Raw genomic sequence first — 18551 nt, 5'->3', positions numbered from 1 at the left:
CGTCGTTCCTATTCCATTCGAACGATCTGACACATGTGATTCTTTATGATTTTCGGCTGAAGAAAGCTGAAGCTTTTTGGATTAAGTTAGTATAACTATTTGAAATTCATGTGACTTGATCTTAGGCAATACGCAGACGCTGCCGTATAAAACTTAGCATATGTTCAATTCGTTTGCGCTCACCCGCGACCCTAGCAACAATAACTTTGTCCGTAGAGAAAAGGAAGCTAAAAGAGAAAAGTTTTATATTGTTTCTATCATAGGAATAGATCTTTTTACGGCATTCCAAGTCAATGGCATGTCTGCGCGAAGCCGGGCGCTCAGCTGAACACCTCTCTTGCTTGAGACAGCATCAGATCTCATCCGCTCCTTTCTAACTAGTCACGACTAAGCCGTGTGTTTATTGTCGGGCGGTCCGCTAAAAATTCTTCGGACAAGTGCAACTGCTCGTTCGAGGCTCGCGAGGCGGGTTCGTTTGGGCGGGACGATGACGCCTCAGGTCGACATCGGATATGGCGAATAGCACGTCAGACAGAGACCGAAGCGTCTCGATTACGCGTTGAATTGAATATCTAGAAACCGGGCTGATTGAATAAGCTCTCACCGGTGTATGGGGATTAAGTAGGTATCCAAACTAATTTGACAGATAGATTTGTGAACGAGGCCGAGAAAAATCTAAAGTGCGACATAGTAAAAACAAAAAATAAAACGTCCGTTACAAAAAATATCTCGAAAGCTCTTGTTTATCTTCAGACGTAATAATTCCCGAATCGGAAAGCCTGCTTATTTTGCCGATTTGTAAGCATTTGTTTTAAATAAATGCACATAACATCGGCTAAAAGCGAATGTAGACGGTGGTTTAAGAGAGGCTAGAGCATGAAATTGCCGTAGCGTATTGCGTTTGGAGAAGCCGCTTCTGTTTGAAATAGTGCCAAACACGATGTAATAAGATGTAAAAAAAATATTGATATGATACTAAGAAAGTAAAAATAACGATGTTCGTCACCACGGCGGGCGGTCTTGCTTCTGAAACCCTATAGCTCGTGGCGCAGCCAGGTCTGCGTTGGCTATTCTTGAAAATCCATCGCAATGTCCAAGTTTGTTAGTACCCCTATTCATCCCCCCGAAGGGCAGTCAATAGAAAGTCACGCGGATTCTCTTTCGCTTTTAGAAAGCGAGAAGGAAATAACGGCATCGCGTCGCAATTTCTTGAATTTTCTTTTGGCGGGCTCCGGCTCCGTCGTTCTGGCTGCATGCGGCGGCGGCGGCAACGACAGTGTCGGCAGTTCGGTCAATAACTCCGCAGTCGCAAACGATCAGCAAGGCGACGCCGCTCTGAACGCGGTAGGCAAGGCGGCGACGGGCGCAGGCTCGGTCGTGCCGGCGAGTTTCTTCGGCATGCACTATTCGTCGGCGACCTATAAACCTTGGCCAACCGTCAAATTCAACACGTTGAGGACGCTGGGTCAGTGGCCCGACGTCGCGTGGGCCACCCTCAATCCGTCGAACGGCGTGTATAACTGGGCCAATCTCGATGCAGTGGTCAACGCCGGCGTCAATCACGGCGTGGATATCCTCTACAGTTTCTGTGACGTTCCGCCGTGGGCCTCGACCAACACAGGCTCATGCGCGAGCGGCGTGCCGACAGGTTCCTGCGACAGACCGAATCTGACGGCATGGCGCAACTTCATCACGCAAATCACGAACCGCTATAAAGGCAAGATCAAGTACTGGGAACTGTGGAACGAGCCGAACTCGCCGAATACCGGTCCCGGCACGGTGGATGAGCAGATCGCCATGGCGGCGATTGCGTATCCGATCATCAAGGCGTCAGGCAGCATCGTTCTGTCGCCGACGCCGCAGGGCCGAAACGCCTATCAGTGGCTCGACAGTTATTTCAGCGCAGGTGGCACGGCGTACACGGATATCGTGAGCTTCCACGGTTATATCGACAGTGCGCCCGAGCAGATCGTGCCGCTGGTCGCGAATCTGAAGTCCGTCATGGCGAAGCATGGCCTGAGCGCATTGCCTCTCTGGGACACGGAACACAGTTGGGGCGATAGTTCCTGGCCGTATGGCGCGACACAGGACCAACAATCTGCTTGGCTGGCCCGTTTCATGATCCTCAGTTTCACGAGCGGCGTCACGCGTTCGATCTGGTACATGTTCGACTCGACGCAATGGGGCACGCTCGCGCAGCAGACGACACAAACCGTGCTCGAACCCGGCGTCGCGTATCAGCAGGTCTATAACTGGATGCTCGGTGCAACGTTGGGCGCGCCGACATCGGTGTACAACCTGGATCAGGTGACCGTCACGCGCTCGGGCAATTACAAAGGCCTGGTCGTATGGAAATCGAGTCTGATGGACGGACAGACCACGTCCTTCACGGTTCCGGCGGGCTACACGCAGTACAAGCAACTCGATGGCACCGTGAACAGCGTTCCGGCTAATCGTGTGGTGCAAATCGGCATGAAGCCGATCCTGCTCGAGAAGCTGTCGTAAATCGGAGCACGCATCATGCAGAGGACGACGCCGTGCAGCAGGCGTTCGCCCTCTACGTTTTTCGTGCCGCTCGACAGAGAAATAGTGTTCGCCAATTACATTAGAAAAGCCGCGAGCACGATCTCACCTCACCTTTCCTCTCTGATCGATCCGCTGCATGACGCTCGCGTGAATATCGGAAACAATCGCCGGTGAAATTTCGGTTCAACGACTTCTTCGCCTCTATGCGGTATGTGCGCCGTCGAACATTGAAGCGCACCGCGCGCACGTAGCATCTCACTTGCGGTAGCAAAGCAACTTAGGATTCCAACGGTTTTTCGGAGCCCTTGGTCAGCCAAACGTTTGCCACAAAAAAGCCGTATCAGTATTCATCAGAGGCTACCTTCCCGCACGCACTCACTGTCCCCGCTTTCCTTCGGCGTGACCGGAGCATTCGCGATCGCCACGAGAGATGTGTTTCATCTGGAGAAGCCATGAAATCGAACACTCGTACCAGGCGTGACTTCCTGAAGGAATCCGCTGCAACTGTAGCGATGATGGCGCTGCCTATTTCATCGCACTCCGCAACAGCTTTGAAAACCCGCATGGAATGGCAGCAGTTCAAGACGACGACGCATTACGCTTCGTTCCTCAACGCCGTTCAGGTGATGCGGGCGAACACCAACGCAAGCAGCAAGAACTCGTGGTTGTATTGGGTCAACGCGCACGTCAACTATTGCCCGCACGATATTCCCTATTTCCTCGCCTGGCACCGCGGGTACATGTATTACTTCGAGCAGCAACTGCGCACCGTTTCCGGCGACGCCAACCTGACGCTGCCGTATTGGGACTATTACGCGAACCCGAACATTCCGGCCGAGTTCCTTGATACATCGAGCGGCAATCCGCTCTACTCGTCGCGCGTCAACACGGACGTCTACAACGCGCTGTCGCTCGATCCGTTTCAGCCGGGCGTCATCAATTTTCAAACGGGCTTGCCGAACAACTTCGAGATCCTGTTCGAAAGCGCGCCACATGATCCAGTGCACGATCTGATCGGCGGATACATGGCCGACATGACTTCACCCATGGACCCGATTTTTTATCTGCATCATTCGATGGTCGATCGCATGTGGTACGCATGGACACTCGCGCATCCCAAGCGGATGCCTGCCAGCACGAACAGCTATTGGAAGGGGACGTTCACCTACGCGTCGAATCTGACGATGGCGCGAAACAAGACGATCGATCCCACCGGCCTCGGCTACACATACGCGAATACGTCGATGCCAACCGTGCTCCCGCCGCAGACTCGCTCGAACGAAGGGCATATCATCCGCGTTCAGGCGCAGATCACGCCGCCTACGCCGCTGACGACGCGGCCGAAGTTGCTGTCGCTCGCTACCACGCCCGCCGCAACGAAGCCGACAGACGGCGTCCAGTCGCTCGGCGGCGTAGCGAATCTTTCCGTGACGAACGATTCGGTCAGCGTGAAGGTCACGGTGCCGTCTTCGAGTCAGAAGACGGTGCAGGGCGTCATTGGCGCGCACGTCGCGACGGCCAATGCGCTTGCGCTGCAAACCACGCCGGACGCGAGCGCAGTCACGAGCGCCTCGTCCACTACGCCGACGACGGTCAACATCGTGCTGGACAAGCTCAAACTGAGTAAGTTGGGCGAGGAGGGTGGCTGGTTCTGCAAGCTCTATCTCAATCTGCCGCCCACGGGTGTTCCGCCCGAAGACCTGCCGAATTACTTGCTCGGGACGATTGGCGCGTTCCAGGTCAAAGGCATGATGCATCACAAGATGGCGACGATGACTTACCCGGCGAACGACGTGCTCGCGAGAACGGGCACTTCGGGATCGTCGGAGATGGTCCTGACGTTTGCCTTCTTCGCGGGAAACCATAAAGTCGTAGGCAAAGTGCTTAGCGTGGGCGAAGTGCGCGTGGAGTTGGCCACGCCGGATGATGCATCGGACGATTGAGCGGCTGCGCGCGCTCACGCCGAAAAGCAAAAAGCCCAGTCGAGTGATTGGGCTTTTTGTTTGATGGTTTGGGAGGGACGCGTGCGCGTTCCAACGTCAATTTGGCGTCACAGACACCGTCAATGCCGAGGTCGGACATGCGTTGATCTTCGCGATCAGGGGAGTGAAATATTTTTGCGTACTCACCATATTCGCGTAAATGGTTAAGGCGGAAGTCGCACCCTTCAAGCTGTCGATATCGGATTGGGCATTCGCCGCCTTGACTTGCGGGTGGGTGCCAGAAAACTGAGCGAGGGTCGGCGCACCCGCTGCACCGGTCATCGCAGTCTTGGCGTCGGACAGCGTGATGACCAGCGTCTTCGAAGTTGAATCCGCTTGTGCGTCGATCGTAAGTAGCGCTTGCCACACCACGGAACCGCGGCTTGCAAAGGCGTTCAGTTCGTCGATGGCGCTGTCCTTTGCCGCCTGCCCCTTTTGTAGCGCCATGTCCGCCGCATCGATCGCAGCCTGGCCTTCCGCATTCATCGCGGATGACTGGACTTTCGTGCGTGCGTCGTTGAGCGTCGCCGTTCGTTTGTCCAGTTCCTGACAGGCTGCTAAACCTGTTTCCGGCGCAACCATGCGCCGGACTTCAAGAATACGCCACCGCCCCGCGATCTTGATTCTATGAGAGCGTCAAAATTTGCCCATGCAGTTTTGCGTTTTTGAGATAGCAAAGCACTGCTAAGGAAAGAAACGCGCGCGAGTCGTATTGATTAGCTTTGCCTACACAGTGCCTACACGGACCGCGCAAAACAAAAAGCCCGGTCACGAAGACCGGGCTATCTGCTTGATTTCTTTGGTAGGCCGTACGGGATTCGAACCTGTGACCAACGGATTAAAAGTCCGCTGCTCTACCAGCTGAGCTAACGACCCAAAGAGGCAAAATTATAATTGCCGGTTCAGCTATCTGTCAACCCAATCCGGCTGATCATTGCGCGAAACGTAGAACGAAAAACGCCCGCAGCATCACAGTCAGCGGGCGCCTTCTTCGATGACATGAGCGATGAAAACGCCGCTCACTTCACCTGCGACATCTTGCTCTGCGCCGTCTGCGCGACCTCAGTGCCACCATACTGCGAGATGATCTGACTCAACGTCTGCTTGGCCGCAGCCTTCTGGCCTTGCTCGATCTGGTTATTCGCGATCGCGAGCAAGGCCTCAGGCGCGCGCGGATGCGTCGGGTACGTCTTCACCAGATTCTGCCAAATCGCAGTCGAGCCCTTGTAGTCGCGCTGTGCATACAACGCGTTGCCGAGCCAATACTGCGCGGTCGGCTGATACGGGCTCTGCGGATACTTCGCCACGAACGTCTTGAACGACGCCGCGGCGTTCTTGTAGTCCCCGTTACGGAACTGAGTCGACGCTGCGTTGAACGCCTCCGTCTCGCCAGGCTGCACCGCGCCGGACACGCCGTCGATCGTCTCCTGCTGCGGCTCGAACTTCTTGAGACGCGTGTCGAGATCGGCGTAGTAGTCCTTCTGCTGCTTCTGCAGCGTCGCGACCTGATTGGACAAGTCCTCGTTCTGACCACGAACCGTCGCGACCTGCTGATTCAACTGGTCGATGCGATTCTGTTGATCGAGGATCGTGCGCTGAGCAGCCTGCAACTGATTGGTCAAGCCATCAGTCTTGGTGCGCAGATCGAGCACGGCTTGACGCGCTTCGTTGTCGTCGAAGACGCCGGCGTGCGCAGGCGCGCCGGACAGCATCGAACCGACGACGCACGCGGCTGCGCCCACGCGCAGCAAGGAAAAGCGATACAACATAGGGCGACTCACCCGTGACTGGTTACGTTGCTGGGATTACTGCTGGTAGACGAGATCCGCGCGGCGGTTCTGCGCCCACGACGATTCATCATGACCCGTCGCCATCGGCTTTTCCTTGCCGAGGCTCACGGCTTCCATCTGCGAATCGGCCACGCCCATCAGCGACATGGCGCGACGCACCGCTTCCGCACGCTTCTGACCGAGCGCGAGGTTGTACTCGCTCGTGCCGCGTTCGTCGGTGTTGCCTTGGATCAGGACGTGACGCTCCGGATGGCTCTTCAGGTACGTCGAGTGTTGTTGCAGCAGCGGCTGATAGTCGTCCTTCACGGCATAGCTGTCGAAGTCGAAATAGATGCTGCGCTTCGCGAGCGGGCTGTTCGGGTCGTTCAGCGGGTCGATGTTGACCTGCTTCACGTCCGTCGGATTCGGCTGCGTGCTGGTTCCGCCTTTGTTTGCGCCTTCATCGAGCTTCACGCCCGAATGACACGCCGCCAATGCGCCGACCATCGCAACTGCCAGGCCGATACGAAGTTTCGACATCATGGTACCTCTCCTTGTGTTGTAGCTGAACGTTGTATGTGAAACGTTATTGCTGGACTTATTGCATGAACGGACCCCAGGACGGCTCGCGCACCACACCGCCCTGAACTGACAAGACTTGCCGCGTGCGACCATCGGTCGACACAGCCGCCAACACGCCACGTCCGTTCACTTGGGTGGCGTAGAGGATGTACTGACCATTCGCCGCGAAGCTCGGCGATTCGTCATGCGTCGTATCGGTCAGCCCCGTCGCCGTGCCGGACCCGAGGTCCTGCAAATACAGCTTGAAGCCGCCGCCCGTGCGCGAAATGTACGCGAGTTGCTTGCCGTCCGGACTCACGCGCGGGCTCGTGTTGTACGAACCCGTAAACGTGACCCGCTGGGCCGCGCCGGCGGATTCCCCGCCCGCCGGCATCTTGTAGATCTGCGGTTGGCCGCCGCGATCGCTCGTGAAATAAATCCAGTTGCCATCGGGAGAGAAAAACGGCTCGGTGTCGATGGAACTGCCTTGCGTGAGACGGCGCAGGCCAGAGCCGTCTTCATTGACTTCGAATATTTGCGTATTGCCCGTGCGCGACAAAGCGACCGCGAGCTTGCGGCCATCCGGCGACCACGCCGGTGCACTGTTGTTGCCCTTCTGATTCGACACGACCACGCGGCGTCCCGTCGGCAGATCGTGGATATACACCACCGGCTTCTTCTTCTCGAACGACACGTAGGCGACCTTCGTGCCATCCGGCGACCACGCCGGCGAGATGATCGGCTCGGGGCTGGAGAGGGCGATCTTCGCGTCCTGACCGTCCGAATCGGAAATCTGCAACTGATAACGCCCGCCCGTCTGGATGACATAGGACAGACGCGTCGCGAACACGCCGCGCCCGCCGAGCAGCTTGGCGTAGATGTAATCCGCGATCTTGTGCGCGCTCATGCGCAGACCGCCTTCGCCGGACACGAGCGACAGGCCGCCGAGGTTCTGCTGGCTCACCGTGTCATACAGACGGAAGCGCACTTCGTACTGCCCGTTCGGCAGCTTGTTGACGCTGCCCGCGACGAACGCGTTCGCGCCTTTCGCCTTCCACGTGCCGAGATCGACCGAATCGGCTTCCGACACCGGCGTGCTGCCCGCATCGATGTTGTTGAAGCGGCCGCTGCGCTGCAAATCCTGACGGATGATCGCGCTCACTTGCTGCGACGAACTTGCCTCGTTGGCGAAGTTGGCCGTCGCGATCGGGAATTGCGTGGAGCCGACGCCGGTCACGACGACCGTGAGTTCGGCGTGCGCGGCAGCGCCTGCGGCCAGCAGGCAAGACGCAAAAAGTGTTTTCAGGCCAAGCTTCGTCATCAAACTCATGCTGTTAAAAGTCCGGAAAGTAGCAAAGGTCAAGGTCTGAGACCGAAAAACAGACCCGCGGTTGCACAATTTGTTCCTGTCAAGGCGCTTAGCATGCCGTCATTCCGCCGGATGCAGCTTGATGAAAAAGCTCGGCGGCGCTTTCCCGTCGATATCGGTCGGCATCGGATCGGCGCGTTGTACCGCGCGCAGCGCTGCCTGGTCGAACTGGTCATTGCCGCTCGAACGCGTGATCGTCGCGGAAAGCAGGGTGCCCGAAGGCGAGCAGCGAACCGCCACAGTCGTTTCGAGACCGGCTGCTTCACCCGACCACACGAGGAACGGCCGCACGCGCCGCTGAACCTTCTCCGCGTAACCCGCCGAGGTCGCGTTGCCGCCTGCGCCCTTGGCCGTGCCGCTCTTCGCGAGGCCTTCGCCGCTTGCTGCCGTGCCGCCCCCCAACTGACCTTGCAACGCGGCAAGGCGTGCTTTGCGGTCTGCATCGACCTTCGCTTTCGCTTCTGCGTCGGCCTTCGCCCTGGCTTGTGCCGCTGCCTTGGCTTTCGCGTCGGCATCGGCTTTCGCCTTGGCTTGCGCGTCGGATTTCGCCTTCGCTTCCTGTTGTTCCTTGAGCTGTTCGGCCTTTTGATCGGCGGCTTGCTGCTGACGCGCCTTGTCCTGTTGCGCCTTCTGCTGTTGCTGTTGTTGCTGCTGCTTTTGCAGATCGGCCTGACGCTGCTGTTCGATCTGCTTCTGCTTGTCCTGCATCGCTTTTTGCAGCGCGGCTGCGGCGGCGGCTTGCGCGGCCACTTGCTGCTGACGCTTCGCTTCCGCTTCCTGCTGCGCCTGTTCCTGCTGACGGCGCTGCTCGGCAAGCTGGGCATCGCGCGCGGCGGCTTCCTGCTGCTTGCGCTTCTTCTCCTGCAGCGCGATGTCCGCATCCTCGTCCTTCGCGGGCGGCGGCGCGGGCTGAACCCTCACGGGCGCAGGCGGCGGTGGAGCGGGGCGGGGCGTGGGCGCGGGCGTATCCGGAATCTCGGTCCAGATTTCGGCTTCGGCGCCCGCAGGCGTGTTGTTCTGCCAGTTGATGCCGTGATACAGCAGCCAGATCAGCAGCACATGCATGAGCGCTGCGAGCGCGAACGCCTTCCCCGTACCGCGCTCACGCGGCGGACGCATGGGCCGCGCGGACGATGCGCGCGGCGGGCGTTGCTGATTGTTCCGCGAACCGATCATTGCGATTTGACTAGCAACCCGACGCGCTTGACCCCGCGCGCCTTCATATCCGACATCACGTTCATGACGACTTCATACTTCACGGTCTTGTCTGCCGCGATCACGACCGGCTGATCCGGATGCGATTCCTGCCGGTTGAGCACGAACGTATTGAGGTCTTCCTTCGTCATGCGCTGTTCCTGCGTCTGCCCGCCGTCTTCCTTATAGCGAACATTCATGCTGCCATCCGCCTTGATGTTGATGACGAGCGGAGGCTGCTGTTCCTGCGGCTGCGCGTTGCCCACGGTCGGCAGGTTGATGATCGAAGGCGACACGAGCGGCGCCGTCACCATGAAGATGACGAGCAGCACGAGCATCACGTCGATATACGGCACGACGTTGATATCGGCCATCGCGCGGCGTGAACTGCCGCGCATGCTGGAACGGGTCGGGCCTGCCATCGCGGACTCCTTCGTATTCGGTTAGTACGCGCTCAGTGCGCCTGACGCTGCAAAATGTTCGAGAACTCTTCGATGAAAGTCTCGAAGCGAATCGCCAAGCGGTCGATGTCGTGCGCATAACGGTTATAGGCGACCACGGCCGGAATCGCGGCGAACAGACCGATGGCGGTCGCCACCAGCGCTTCCGCGATACCCGGCGCCACGTTCGCGAGCGTCGCCTGCTGCACGTTGGCGAGACCCCGGAACGAATTCATGATGCCCCACACCGTGCCGAACAGACCGATATACGGACTGACCGAGCCCACCGATGCAAGGAACGCGAGATTCGCTTCGAGCACGTCCATTTCGCGCTGAAAGGCGGCGCGCATGGCACGGCGCGAACCGTCGAGAATCGCGCTCGGATCGCTGATGCGGCGCTCTTTGCCCTTCAGGAATTCGCGCATGCCGGATTCGAAGATACGCTCCAGCGCGCCGATGGTGTGGCGATTGTTCGCCGCGCTCTGATAAAGCTGCTGCAGGTCGCCGCCCGACCAGAAATCGCGTTCGAAGCGTTCGGTCTGCACCCGCGCGCGGCGAATCGCGAACCATTTGCGGAAGATGAACGTCCACGAAAGCAGCGACAGCAGCAGCAACAGCGCCATCACGGCCTGCGCGAGCAGGCTCGCATGGATGACGAGGGAAACGATCGACAGGTCTTGGGTGTTTTCCATAAAGGTCCGCTATGACGTCCGCGAGGGCCGTCCGATCAGAGGCGCGTCAGTTGTTCGCGAATCGAGTGTGAATGGAACGAAAGCAACGCCGTGGCGGGCGCTTGCTGAGAGGTGCGTTGCTGCGCCGAAGCGCGCGCTGATGTCATCGTGAATCAAGCCGGGTTGAAATTCGGGCCGCGCCGCAGTCCTTCGAGCACGGAATCCGGTACGGGCGCGGGGCGAATCGACACACGATCCACCGACGCGATGCGAATGTCTCCGCTCGCGAGCAGCACGTCGCCGCGCCACGCTTCCTGATGAAAATCCACCGATGCGCGACCCAGCCGTTCGATGCGGCTCGCCACGCGGATCTGATCGTCGAGACGCGCGGGCGAGGAATATTCGACCGCCGTCCGCCTCACGACGAACACGACGCCGTCCGACTCGGCCAACCGCTGCTGATCGACGCCGCACGCGCGCAGCCATTCGGTGCGCGCCCGCTCGAAGAACTTCAGGTAGTTCGCGTAGAAAACGATGCCGCCGGCGTCGGTGTCCTCGTAATACACCCGAATCGGCCACTCGAATACCAATGTATTGCTCACCTTTGCGCCACTCCGCTCGCGCGGCGGCTACGTGGCCCGCTCCGGCTCGCTTTTTGACAAATATTCATCGCGGGCATTTTACCGGAAGCCGAAGCGGCGTCGCCAAATACGCGGGTTTCCTGCGATTTATCCGCGGTGTATTTGCAACGGTCCGAAGGTCTGCGCGACCGGCATCATCTCGATCGTGTTGATGTTGACATGCGCCGGGCGCGTGGCGATCCAGTAGATCGCGTCCGCGATGTCTTCCGCCGTCAGCGGTTGCACGTCCTTATAGACCGATGCGGCCTTGCTGTCGTCGCCCTTGAAGCGCACGTTGGAGAACTCGGTGCCGCCGCACAGACCCGGTTCGATGTCGGTCACACGCAGCGCAGTACCGGCGAGATCCGCACGCAGATTCAGGCTGAACTGGCGCACGAAAGCCTTGGTCGCGCCATAGACATTCCCGCCCGGATACGGATAGTTCGCCGCGACCGAACCAAGATTGAACACGTGACCGCGATTGCGTTCGACCATGCCCGGCAGGAGCGCACGCGTGACGGTCACGAGGCCCGTGCAGTTCGTGTCGATCATGTTCTTCCAGTCATCGAGGCTCGCCTTGTGCGCCGGTTCGAGACCGAGCGCGAGACCTGCATTGTTGACGAGCACATCGACTTGGGCGAACGCTTCCGGCAACGATGCAATCGCCTTCTCGATCGCGGCTTCGTCGCGCACATCGAGTTCGAGCGGGAGGAGGGCATCGCCGAGTTCGGACGACAGCGCGGCGAGCCGGTCACGCCGACGCGCAGCCGCGATTACGCGATGACCGCCCTTGACGAAACTACGGGCAATGGCGGCGCCGAATCCGGCAGAAGCGCCGGTGACGAAAACGATCATGAGTGGGCTCCGGGGGCAGAGAAGTGGGCGAAACGAGCGAATGCGTTCCAGGCGCGGGCAGGCGTCCGGCATGGGCGCCAAGAGTACTTCCAATGATGCATCGCGGCAAGTAATCGTCTGTGCGAACGATCGTGCGTCGATCACCGCGAAGTGCGCGCCGGACGGGCCCGGCGGCCGGTTGCCTAAACTTCGGCCGCCTATTAAACTGTAACGCTCAAACTCCGCGTGACTGGCGATAGGATCTTCGGATCCAAGGTGGAACGACCCATCAGGAAGCGCGGAGTGTCGTTTTGCCGTTCGCCTGGGCAGCTGAGATCCGCACGCCGTCGCTGCGTTGCCGGTGGCTGTCCGTCCCGCGAAACCGGAGTCTTCCCTCATCCGTCGCGTCCGGGCCCATCTGGTGTCCGGCGTTTCCTGCGTCTGCTCGAAAGGTTTCTCGAAGCCTGCGCGCGCGGTCCGGTCAACCTGTTTAGATCTCACGGAAAACGTATGTTTGACAGAGCCGAAAGTACCCTCGCCAAGATCGATCCCGAACTGCTCAAGGCCATCGATCAGGAAAACCGCCGTCAGGAAGATCACATCGAACTGATCGCGTCGGAGAACTACACCTCGCCCGCCGTCATGGCCGCGCAAGGTTCGCAACTGACCAACAAGTACGCCGAAGGGTATCCGGGCAAGCGCTATTACGGCGGCTGTGAATATGTCGATATCGTCGAGCAACTCGCGATCGATCGCGTGAAGCAACTGTTCGGCGCCGAAGCCGCGAACGTGCAGCCGAATTCCGGCTCGCAAGCCAATCAGGGCGTGTTCTTCGCCGTGCTCAAGCCGGGCGACACGATCATGGGCATGAGCCTCGCCGAAGGCGGTCACCTCACGCACGGCTCGCCGGTGAATATGTCGGGCAAGTGGTTCAACGTGGTGAGCTACGGTTTGAACGAAGCCGAAGATATCGATTATGCCAAGTTCGAAGCGCTCGCCAACGAGCACAAGCCGAAGCTGATCGTCGCGGGCGCGTCGGCTTTTGCGCTGCGCATCGACTTCGAACGCATGGCGAAGGTCGCGAAGGCGGTCGGCGCGTATTTCATGGTGGACATGGCGCATTACGCCGGTCTGGTCGCGGCGGGTCTGTATCCGAACCCGGTGCCGCACGCCGATTTCGTCACCACGACCACGCACAAGAGCCTGCGCGGTCCGCGCGGCGGCGTCATCCTGATGAAGGCGGAATTCGAGAAGCAAGTTAACTCGGCTATTTTCCCCGGCATTCAGGGCGGCCCGCTCATGCACGTGATCGCGGCGAAGGCCGTCGCCTTCAAGGAAGCGCTCGCGCCCGAGTTCAAGACGTATCAGCAAGCCGTGCTCGACAACGCGCGCGTGCTCGCCGAAACGCTGGTGAAGCGCGGGTTGCGTATCGTGTCGGGCCGCACGGAGAGCCACGTCATGCTGGTCGATCTGCGCGCGAAGAAGATCACCGGCAAGGCAGCGGAAGCCGCGCTCGGCGCCGCGCACATCACGGTCAACAAGAACGCCATTCCGAACGATCCGGAAAAGCCGTTCGTCACGAGCGGCGTGCGTCTCGGTTCGCCCGCGATGACCACGCGCGGCTTCGGCACGAAGGAAGCGGAGATCGTCGGCAATCTGATCGCCGATGTGCTGGATCATCCGGAAGATCAGGCGGCCATCGAACGCGTGCGCGCGCAGGTGGCCGAGCTGACGCAGCGCTTCCCCGTCTATCGTTGATATCGTCAATCCCCGAGACACGCCCCGATGCGCTGCCCATTCTGCCGACACGAAGACACCCAGGTCGTCGATTCCCGCGTGTCGGAGGATGGCGCAGCCATTCGGCGGCGGCGGCGCTGTCCTTCCTGCGACAAGCGCTTCACCACGTATGAACGCGTTGAACTCGCGCTGCCGTCTGTCGTGAAGAAGGACGGCACGCGCGCGGAATTCGACCGGCGCAAGATCGTCGCGAGCATGCAGCTTGCGCTGAGAAAGCGTCCGGTCGCCGCCGATGCCATCGATGCCGCGGCTTCGCGCATCGAATATCAACTGCTCGGTTCGGGCGAGCGCGAAATTCAGAGCGAGCGTCTGGGTGAGCTTGTGATGAACGAGTTGCGCCAGCTCGACACCATCGCCTACGTGCGCTTCGCGTCCGTCTACAAGCGTTTCGAGGATGTCTCCGAGTTCGAGGACGTGCTCGAAGAGTTCCGTCGCGCGGCGCCCAAGAAATCCGCATCGCGCAAGCGCTGAGTATTTCTTCATCCTTTCCCGTTCCTTTCGAGTAGTTCGCTCGCGCAGTCTGCCGTGACGCAAACGCGCTGAACATCGGCCATTCGGCCTGGCCGTTCGGCCAATGGCGGCGAGCGTGGCGTGTCGATAGAGTGGTCATCGTTTCCGATTCCATAAGGGATGCAGATGAACCGCTCACGTCGGTCCGGCTTCACGCTGGTCGAGCTTTGCGTCGTGCTGGCCGTGATGGCGATCGTCGCGGCCTTCGCCACGCCGTCGTTTTTCGCGTGGCAGTTGCGCGATCAGGTCGATGCCCGCGCCCGCGCGCTGATTTCCACCCTCTCCTTGGCGCGCGCCGAAGCCACGCGGCGCGGTGCGCGCGTCACGCTTTGCCGGATCGATGCCGCGCGGCGCTGTCTGGTGTCGGGCAAGAGTTGCGATGACGGCATCGCGGACTGGTCGTGCGGATGGGGCTTGTTCGTCGATGTCGATGGCACGCCGACACTCCTGCGCATGCAGCCGGCGATGACGCCGGTCGCCATCTCAGGTGCAACGACCGATCTTGCGTTCACGCCGCCTTCGGGCCAGGTGATCGGCGGTTTTCGCAGCTTCGATTTCGGTCCGCGTGGGGCGGATTCGAAGGCGCATCGGTGTGTGAGGCTTGCAGCGGGTGGGCGTGCGCGGATTACACAAGGCGCTTGCGGAGCGTCGGCATGATGCAACGTGCGCTTCAAAAGGGCGATTCGCTGATCGAAGTGTTGATCGCGCTCTCCATCACGGCGGTGACGGCGCTCGGTTTCATCGCGATGCAAAACGCATTGGCACGCGGAGAACGTCTCGCGTTATTGCGCGAACGTGCCGCGCTGATCGCGGATTCGGTCGTCGAAAGCATACGCAGCGATGCGGATCGCGCGACGGCGTTGTCGCAATGGCGAACCAGAGCGGCCGCGATGCTTCCCGAGGGCGACGTCGCCGTGACGGATCGCGCCGATGGCGTGCGCATCGCCACGGTAAGCTGGCGCGCGGACGATCGCACGGACCCGTGTCCCGAAACGCTGGCGAAAGCGACGGCCTCATGCATTGCCGTGGCGTTCGCGCGATGAACTCCCGTCCTCGAAGCACAAGCGGCCACACGCTGCTCGAACTCACGATTGCGCTCGCGCTCGGCTTGCTGATCGTGACCGCAGTGTTGTCGTTGTATCGCTCGCAACGCATGGCGTTCGAACGCGCCGACGACGCCGCGCGCATGCACGATGCCGCAGCCGTCGCGCTGGATCTCATCGGTCAGCAAGCGCAGATGGCGGGCTTCGCATCGGCCGACTCGATTGTCGATGCACCGCTTTTCGCCTGCGCGCAAGGACGCGTGACGGGCGCGGACACCGCGGCATCGTGCGAATCGCTTGCAAGCCATTCGGACGGACTGCAAGTGCGCTACGCCGCCGACGCGCTTTCCACTTGGCCAACTAACAGCGGCGCGCCCACCGACTGTCTCGGCCAGGCCGTCACCGATGCCTTCATCACGAACCGCTTTTACGCGAAGGCGAGCACATCGAGCACCGAACCCGAGTTGTATTGCGACGGAAGCGGCGGCAAGCAGGCGCAGCCGGTGGTGGAAGGCATCGAGCGCATGCGGGTGATGGTTTGGCTTCCAAATATATCCAGCCCGGTTAGCGTGTCGGCCGTCCCTCGCGATCAATGGAAGGGCGCGTATGCGTTGGACATTTGCGCCGTCGTGCGCGGCTATCTGAATCAGGCGAAGCGACGCGCGAGCTATATCGATTGCGACGGCACATCCGCGATTGCCGACGATGGCCGCACGCGACAAGCATTCTGGCGACGCGTCGCGATCCGCAATGCATCGAACAGCGGAGGCGCAACGTGAGACGCAAAACGTCCCAAGGCACGGCGTTGCCGATCGTCCTGCTCATCAGCGCGATGATGCTCGTCACCGCGAGCGCGTGGCTGCAAACCTCGCTGTCGGCGTCGCGTTCGACGTTGGCGGCGCGCGAACGCATTCAGGCATTTCACGCAGCCGACAGCGCGCTTTTACGCTGTAGCCGAATGCTCGATGCCGCGTTGCCAGCGTCAAATCAGGAATCGATGCAGTGGCGCTCTAAAGCGTCGTTCGATGGAGCGTCCGCGCTTGCCGTGAAGCCGTTCGCCGACTGGCCGTATGCCCGCCGCGTGCCGCAATGCCTCATCGAGACGGTTGCATCGAACGAGTCGTATCTCATCACCGCGCGCGGATTCGGACAGAACGCCAATTCGGAAGCGTGGCTACAACTGCGAATCGACAAAGGCGTGAAGCATTGGCGGCGCGTCGTTGCCAGACCATTTTGAACAAGGGAATGATGAAACATCTTCGCAAAAAAGGGCGGGGCTTCAGCCTGCTCGAACTGATGATCGTGCTGGGCGTCGCGGCGGTCATCGCGATGTTCGCGTTGCCTTCCTATCGGGCGCACGTCGAGCGCGGGCATCGGCTGGAGGCGACGGCGGCGCTCATGCGTGCCGTGCAGTTCGTGGAAAGCGCGCGCTTCGCGCAGATGCCGGCAAACGGCAATGTCATCGCGCTGGAAGCCGGGCAGGATCAGGCGCCATCGAACGGAACGGCGATCTACCGGCTCGCGGTATTGCCCGAATCCGCGACGAACGGTGGATATGCAATCGAAGCCGCTCCCGTCATTCCCGGCGCGATGCAGGACGATGCATGCGGCACGTTCATCGTCGAAGCAACGGGTGTGCGCGCCAATCGCGCGAGCGCACCGCTGGATGCGGCGCGCTCGTCTTTATGTTGGGCGGGAAAAGGATGAACTCAGAAGACCGTGGGGTCAACCGCATCCGCGGCCGTTTCCGTTTTGGCCGTCTTCATCTGCTGATAGATGCGCCACGCTTCCCACGCGGCGAGCCCAAGCCCGCCCCATTTGAGCACCGGTTTCGCGCCGTGAACGACCTTGGTCCGAACCGGTTTGGTGAGCACGAGTGAAGCAATGGACCCGATGATCGGATACTGCCTGAACAGCAGCCCAAGCCCACCGCCGCCAGCGCCGCCGCCACCACCAAACAGCGATCCGAGAATACTGCCGATGCCGCCACCCGACGCGCCACGCTTGCTTCGCCGCGCGCCACTGCCCGGCATCAGGAACCGCAAAAAGCTGAAATGCGTCACCGATTCACGCAGGTCGACCGATGCCTGCCGCAGTTCCATGCGTTCGACATCGGCGCGCGCGATCAGCAGTTCCTTGCGCAATGCGCGCATGTGCGGCGTGCGCAGCTTTTGCGTCTTGTCGCGCTTGGGCGTCTTGAAGGTTTCGTCTTGTTGGCTCATGGGATCGATGTCGGTTTGCGGCAAAAAAACGCGTCAGGAGCGGAACGTGTCGCGATCCTTGCGGAATTCCGCGAGCGTGTCGTCGAACATGTTCGGCGCGGCGCGCAGGCTGCTGCGTGCGCGCAGCGCACAGGCAATCGCGATCAACGCATACAGCAGCGTGATGCCGCCGAGCGCCTGCCAGCGATACGTGTCCCAGAAGAATATGGCGATGAGCACGGTCAGGGAGATGAGCGCCATCATGGCGAGCATCATCGAGGCAAGCCCGAGAAAGAGCACGCCGATAAGCCGTTCCTTCTCCTCCTGAAGCTCGATGCCGATAAGCTCAAGCCGCGTCTCGAAGATGGCGAAAGCAGAGCTTACGATGCGTCGCAAGGGTCCGGGAGACGGTTGCCGCGTGGGCCGTTCTGTCGTCATGGCGTGAGTGCTTGAGGTCGAAAGGCGTGGGTGTGGCGCGTCGCCGCTTTGATGAAACCGGCGCTAGAGCAGGGAGTCGCGCGCCTGTGAAGGCACGCGAGGTCCGGTTCGACTCTCCCCCGATCAGAGGCCGCGATTGCCAACGAGTTAGCAATCAGCGGGCCATTGCGAGGAAGACAGCCGCCGCGTGATGCTTACTTGCGGTTGATCAGCAGTCCGATCACCGCGCCCAGGCCTGCGGCAATACCGATCGATGCCCACGGATGCTCATGCACGTAATCGTCCGTGGCGCGCGCGGCTTTCTTGCCGCGTTCGATCACGACGACCTGTGCATCGGCGGCCTTTTCCTTCGCTTGCTTCAGACGTGTCATGGCGGTTTCGCGCAGTTCGGAGGCGCGTTCGCCCGTGGCGGAAGCCGCTTGCTTCAACAGATCTTCGGCGTCAGCGAGAACGGTTTTGATGTCCGACATGAATCGCTCCTTATTGATTTCTGACATTAAAGGCTCCAATCGGTGAGGCTACGCGAATCGTAACCAAAGATGCGGTCGCTGACGAGGAGGCCCATGGCCAAGGTGGACGACGCAGGTTTCGTTCCA

At 60.2% G+C, this 18551-nt stretch carries 21 protein-coding genes, 1 tRNA gene and 1 riboswitch; of the genes, 9 read left to right on the top strand and 13 right to left on the bottom strand.

What is annotated here, in order from left to right; all coding sequences use genetic code 11:
• Window positions 1-1209 precede the first annotated feature (1209 nt).
• On the top strand, window positions 1210-2505 hold the full coding sequence (locus tag ACZCWR_RS15585) for a glycosyl hydrolase (protein ID WP_487301620.1): 1296 nt from the start codon (window positions 1210-1212) through the stop codon (window positions 2503-2505).
• 473 nt (window positions 2506-2978) lie between these two features.
• Window positions 2979-4469 (top strand): tyrosinase family protein, encoded by a 1491-nt coding sequence (locus ACZCWR_RS15580; protein ID WP_487301619.1) that lies wholly within the window; start codon window positions 2979-2981, stop codon window positions 4467-4469.
• Between the two features lie 96 nt (window positions 4470-4565).
• On the opposite strand, the gene ACZCWR_RS15575 is transcribed toward ACZCWR_RS15580, so the two are convergent.
• The 10 genes from ACZCWR_RS15575 to ydfG form a co-directional block, all read right to left on the bottom strand.
• A complete protein-coding gene (locus ACZCWR_RS15575; protein WP_487301618.1) occupies window positions 4566-5090 on the bottom strand; it encodes a hypothetical protein in 525 nt (174 codons plus the stop codon).
• Window positions 5091-5308: 218 nt separating this feature from the next.
• A tRNA-Lys gene (locus tag ACZCWR_RS15570) sits at window positions 5309-5384 on the bottom strand.
• 143 nt (window positions 5385-5527) lie between these two features.
• Complete coding sequence (gene ybgF / locus ACZCWR_RS15565) at window positions 5528-6277, bottom strand: tol-pal system protein YbgF (protein ID WP_487303346.1); 750 nt, start codon at window positions 6275-6277, stop codon at window positions 5528-5530.
• A 36-nt stretch (window positions 6278-6313) separates the two neighbouring features.
• Entirely contained in the window at window positions 6314-6820 is a 507-nt protein-coding gene (pal, locus tag ACZCWR_RS15560; protein WP_487301617.1) for a peptidoglycan-associated lipoprotein Pal, read from the bottom strand.
• Between the two features lie 55 nt (window positions 6821-6875).
• The gene (gene tolB / locus ACZCWR_RS15555) at window positions 6876-8168 is read right to left on the bottom strand and encodes a Tol-Pal system beta propeller repeat protein TolB (protein ID WP_487301616.1); all 1293 of its coding nucleotides are present in this window, start codon (window positions 8166-8168) and stop codon (window positions 6876-6878) included.
• 99 nt (window positions 8169-8267) lie between these two features.
• Window positions 8268-9383, bottom strand: a complete 1116-nt coding sequence (gene tolA, locus ACZCWR_RS15550) for a cell envelope integrity protein TolA (RefSeq protein ID WP_487301615.1) — start codon at window positions 9381-9383, stop codon at window positions 8268-8270.
• Window positions 9380-9823 carry a protein TolR gene (gene tolR, locus ACZCWR_RS15545; protein WP_487301614.1) on the bottom strand — a complete coding sequence of 148 codons (444 nt, stop codon included), beginning with the start codon at window positions 9821-9823 and terminating at the stop codon, window positions 9380-9382. The genes tolA and tolR overlap by 4 nt, the downstream gene beginning before the upstream one ends.
• Window positions 9824-9855: 32 nt before the next feature.
• Window positions 9856-10533, bottom strand: coding sequence for a protein TolQ (gene tolQ / locus ACZCWR_RS15540; protein ID WP_487301613.1), 678 nt, complete (start codon window positions 10531-10533; stop codon window positions 9856-9858).
• A 152-nt stretch (window positions 10534-10685) separates the two neighbouring features.
• Window positions 10686-11114 (bottom strand): tol-pal system-associated acyl-CoA thioesterase, encoded by a 429-nt coding sequence (gene ybgC, locus ACZCWR_RS15535; RefSeq protein ID WP_487301612.1) that lies wholly within the window; start codon window positions 11112-11114, stop codon window positions 10686-10688.
• A 126-nt stretch (window positions 11115-11240) separates the two neighbouring features.
• Complete coding sequence (gene ydfG / locus ACZCWR_RS15530; protein ID WP_487301611.1) at window positions 11241-11987, bottom strand: bifunctional NADP-dependent 3-hydroxy acid dehydrogenase/3-hydroxypropionate dehydrogenase YdfG; 747 nt, start codon at window positions 11985-11987, stop codon at window positions 11241-11243.
• A gap of 215 nt (window positions 11988-12202) precedes the next feature.
• Window positions 12203-12301: riboswitch (ZMP/ZTP riboswitch) on the top strand.
• A gap of 175 nt (window positions 12302-12476) precedes the next feature.
• On the opposite strand from ydfG, the gene glyA reads away from it, so the two are divergent.
• From glyA to ACZCWR_RS15495, 7 genes are all read left to right on the top strand, one after another.
• Window positions 12477-13724, top strand: coding sequence for a serine hydroxymethyltransferase (gene glyA, locus ACZCWR_RS15525; RefSeq protein WP_487301610.1), 1248 nt, complete (start codon window positions 12477-12479; stop codon window positions 13722-13724).
• Between the two features lie 27 nt (window positions 13725-13751).
• Window positions 13752-14234: a transcriptional regulator NrdR gene (nrdR, locus tag ACZCWR_RS15520; RefSeq protein WP_487301609.1), complete on the top strand. Its 483-nt coding sequence runs from the start codon at window positions 13752-13754 to the stop codon at window positions 14232-14234.
• A gap of 159 nt (window positions 14235-14393) precedes the next feature.
• Window positions 14394-14930, top strand: coding sequence for a GspH/FimT family pseudopilin (locus tag ACZCWR_RS15515; RefSeq protein WP_487301608.1), 537 nt, complete (start codon window positions 14394-14396; stop codon window positions 14928-14930).
• Window positions 14927-15316: a type IV pilus modification PilV family protein gene (locus tag ACZCWR_RS15510; RefSeq protein ID WP_487301607.1), complete on the top strand. Its 390-nt coding sequence runs from the start codon at window positions 14927-14929 to the stop codon at window positions 15314-15316. The genes ACZCWR_RS15515 and ACZCWR_RS15510 overlap by 4 nt, the downstream gene beginning before the upstream one ends.
• Entirely contained in the window at window positions 15313-16095 is a 783-nt protein-coding gene (locus ACZCWR_RS15505; RefSeq protein WP_487301606.1) for a type IV pillus assembly protein, read from the top strand. The genes ACZCWR_RS15510 and ACZCWR_RS15505 overlap by 4 nt, the downstream gene beginning before the upstream one ends.
• A complete protein-coding gene (locus ACZCWR_RS15500; protein WP_487301605.1) occupies window positions 16092-16553 on the top strand; it encodes a pilus assembly PilX family protein in 462 nt (153 codons plus the stop codon). The genes ACZCWR_RS15505 and ACZCWR_RS15500 overlap by 4 nt, the downstream gene beginning before the upstream one ends.
• A gap of 11 nt (window positions 16554-16564) precedes the next feature.
• A complete protein-coding gene (locus ACZCWR_RS15495) occupies window positions 16565-17023 on the top strand; it encodes a type IV pilin protein (protein WP_488876488.1) in 459 nt (152 codons plus the stop codon).
• A gap of 2 nt (window positions 17024-17025) precedes the next feature.
• Here ACZCWR_RS15495 and ACZCWR_RS15490 read toward each other — a convergent pair whose 3' ends face one another.
• From ACZCWR_RS15490 to ACZCWR_RS15480, 3 genes are all read right to left on the bottom strand, one after another.
• Window positions 17026-17538: a DUF3318 domain-containing protein gene (locus tag ACZCWR_RS15490; RefSeq protein ID WP_487301603.1), complete on the bottom strand. Its 513-nt coding sequence runs from the start codon at window positions 17536-17538 to the stop codon at window positions 17026-17028.
• Window positions 17539-17571: 33 nt separating this feature from the next.
• Window positions 17572-17955: a phage holin family protein gene (locus tag ACZCWR_RS15485; RefSeq protein WP_487301602.1), complete on the bottom strand. Its 384-nt coding sequence runs from the start codon at window positions 17953-17955 to the stop codon at window positions 17572-17574.
• 194 nt (window positions 17956-18149) lie between these two features.
• Complete coding sequence (locus tag ACZCWR_RS15480; RefSeq protein WP_487301601.1) at window positions 18150-18452, bottom strand: ElaB/YgaM/YqjD family protein; 303 nt, start codon at window positions 18450-18452, stop codon at window positions 18150-18152.
• Window positions 18453-18551: the final 99 nt, after the last annotated feature.

The organism is Caballeronia sp. A2-2, from assembly GCF_057612605.2.
This window is presented reverse-complemented; position numbering and strand designations above follow the sequence as displayed.

Coding starts and splice junctions, on each gene's coding strand:
- ACZCWR_RS15580 (WP_487301619.1), top strand. CDS start 2,979: ATGAAATCGAACACTCGTACCAGGCGTGACTTCCTGAAGGAATCCGCT.
- ACZCWR_RS15575 (WP_487301618.1), bottom strand. CDS start 5,090: ATGGTTGCGCCGGAAACAGGTTTAGCAGCCTGTCAGGAACTGGACAAA.
- ybgF (WP_487303346.1), bottom strand. CDS start 6,277: ATGTTGTATCGCTTTTCCTTGCTGCGCGTGGGCGCAGCCGCGTGCGTC.
- pal (WP_487301617.1), bottom strand. CDS start 6,820: ATGATGTCGAAACTTCGTATCGGCCTGGCAGTTGCGATGGTCGGCGCA.
- tolB (WP_487301616.1), bottom strand. CDS start 8,168: ATGAGTTTGATGACGAAGCTTGGCCTGAAAACACTTTTTGCGTCTTGC.
- tolA (WP_487301615.1), bottom strand. CDS start 9,383: ATGATCGGTTCGCGGAACAATCAGCAACGCCCGCCGCGCGCATCGTCC.
- tolR (WP_487301614.1), bottom strand. CDS start 9,823: ATGGCAGGCCCGACCCGTTCCAGCATGCGCGGCAGTTCACGCCGCGCG.
- tolQ (WP_487301613.1), bottom strand. CDS start 10,533: ATGGAAAACACCCAAGACCTGTCGATCGTTTCCCTCGTCATCCATGCG.
- ydfG (WP_487301611.1), bottom strand. CDS start 11,987: ATGATCGTTTTCGTCACCGGCGCTTCTGCCGGATTCGGCGCCGCCATT.
- glyA (WP_487301610.1), top strand. CDS start 12,477: ATGTTTGACAGAGCCGAAAGTACCCTCGCCAAGATCGATCCCGAACTG.
- nrdR (WP_487301609.1), top strand. CDS start 13,752: ATGCGCTGCCCATTCTGCCGACACGAAGACACCCAGGTCGTCGATTCC.
- ACZCWR_RS15515 (WP_487301608.1), top strand. CDS start 14,394: ATGCAGATGAACCGCTCACGTCGGTCCGGCTTCACGCTGGTCGAGCTT.
- ACZCWR_RS15510 (WP_487301607.1), top strand. CDS start 14,927: ATGATGCAACGTGCGCTTCAAAAGGGCGATTCGCTGATCGAAGTGTTG.
- ACZCWR_RS15505 (WP_487301606.1), top strand. CDS start 15,313: ATGAACTCCCGTCCTCGAAGCACAAGCGGCCACACGCTGCTCGAACTC.
- ACZCWR_RS15495 (WP_488876488.1), top strand. CDS start 16,565: ATGAAACATCTTCGCAAAAAAGGGCGGGGCTTCAGCCTGCTCGAACTG.
- ACZCWR_RS15490 (WP_487301603.1), bottom strand. CDS start 17,538: ATGAGCCAACAAGACGAAACCTTCAAGACGCCCAAGCGCGACAAGACG.
- ACZCWR_RS15485 (WP_487301602.1), bottom strand. CDS start 17,955: ATGACGACAGAACGGCCCACGCGGCAACCGTCTCCCGGACCCTTGCGA.
- ACZCWR_RS15480 (WP_487301601.1), bottom strand. CDS start 18,452: ATGTCAGAAATCAATAAGGAGCGATTCATGTCGGACATCAAAACCGTT.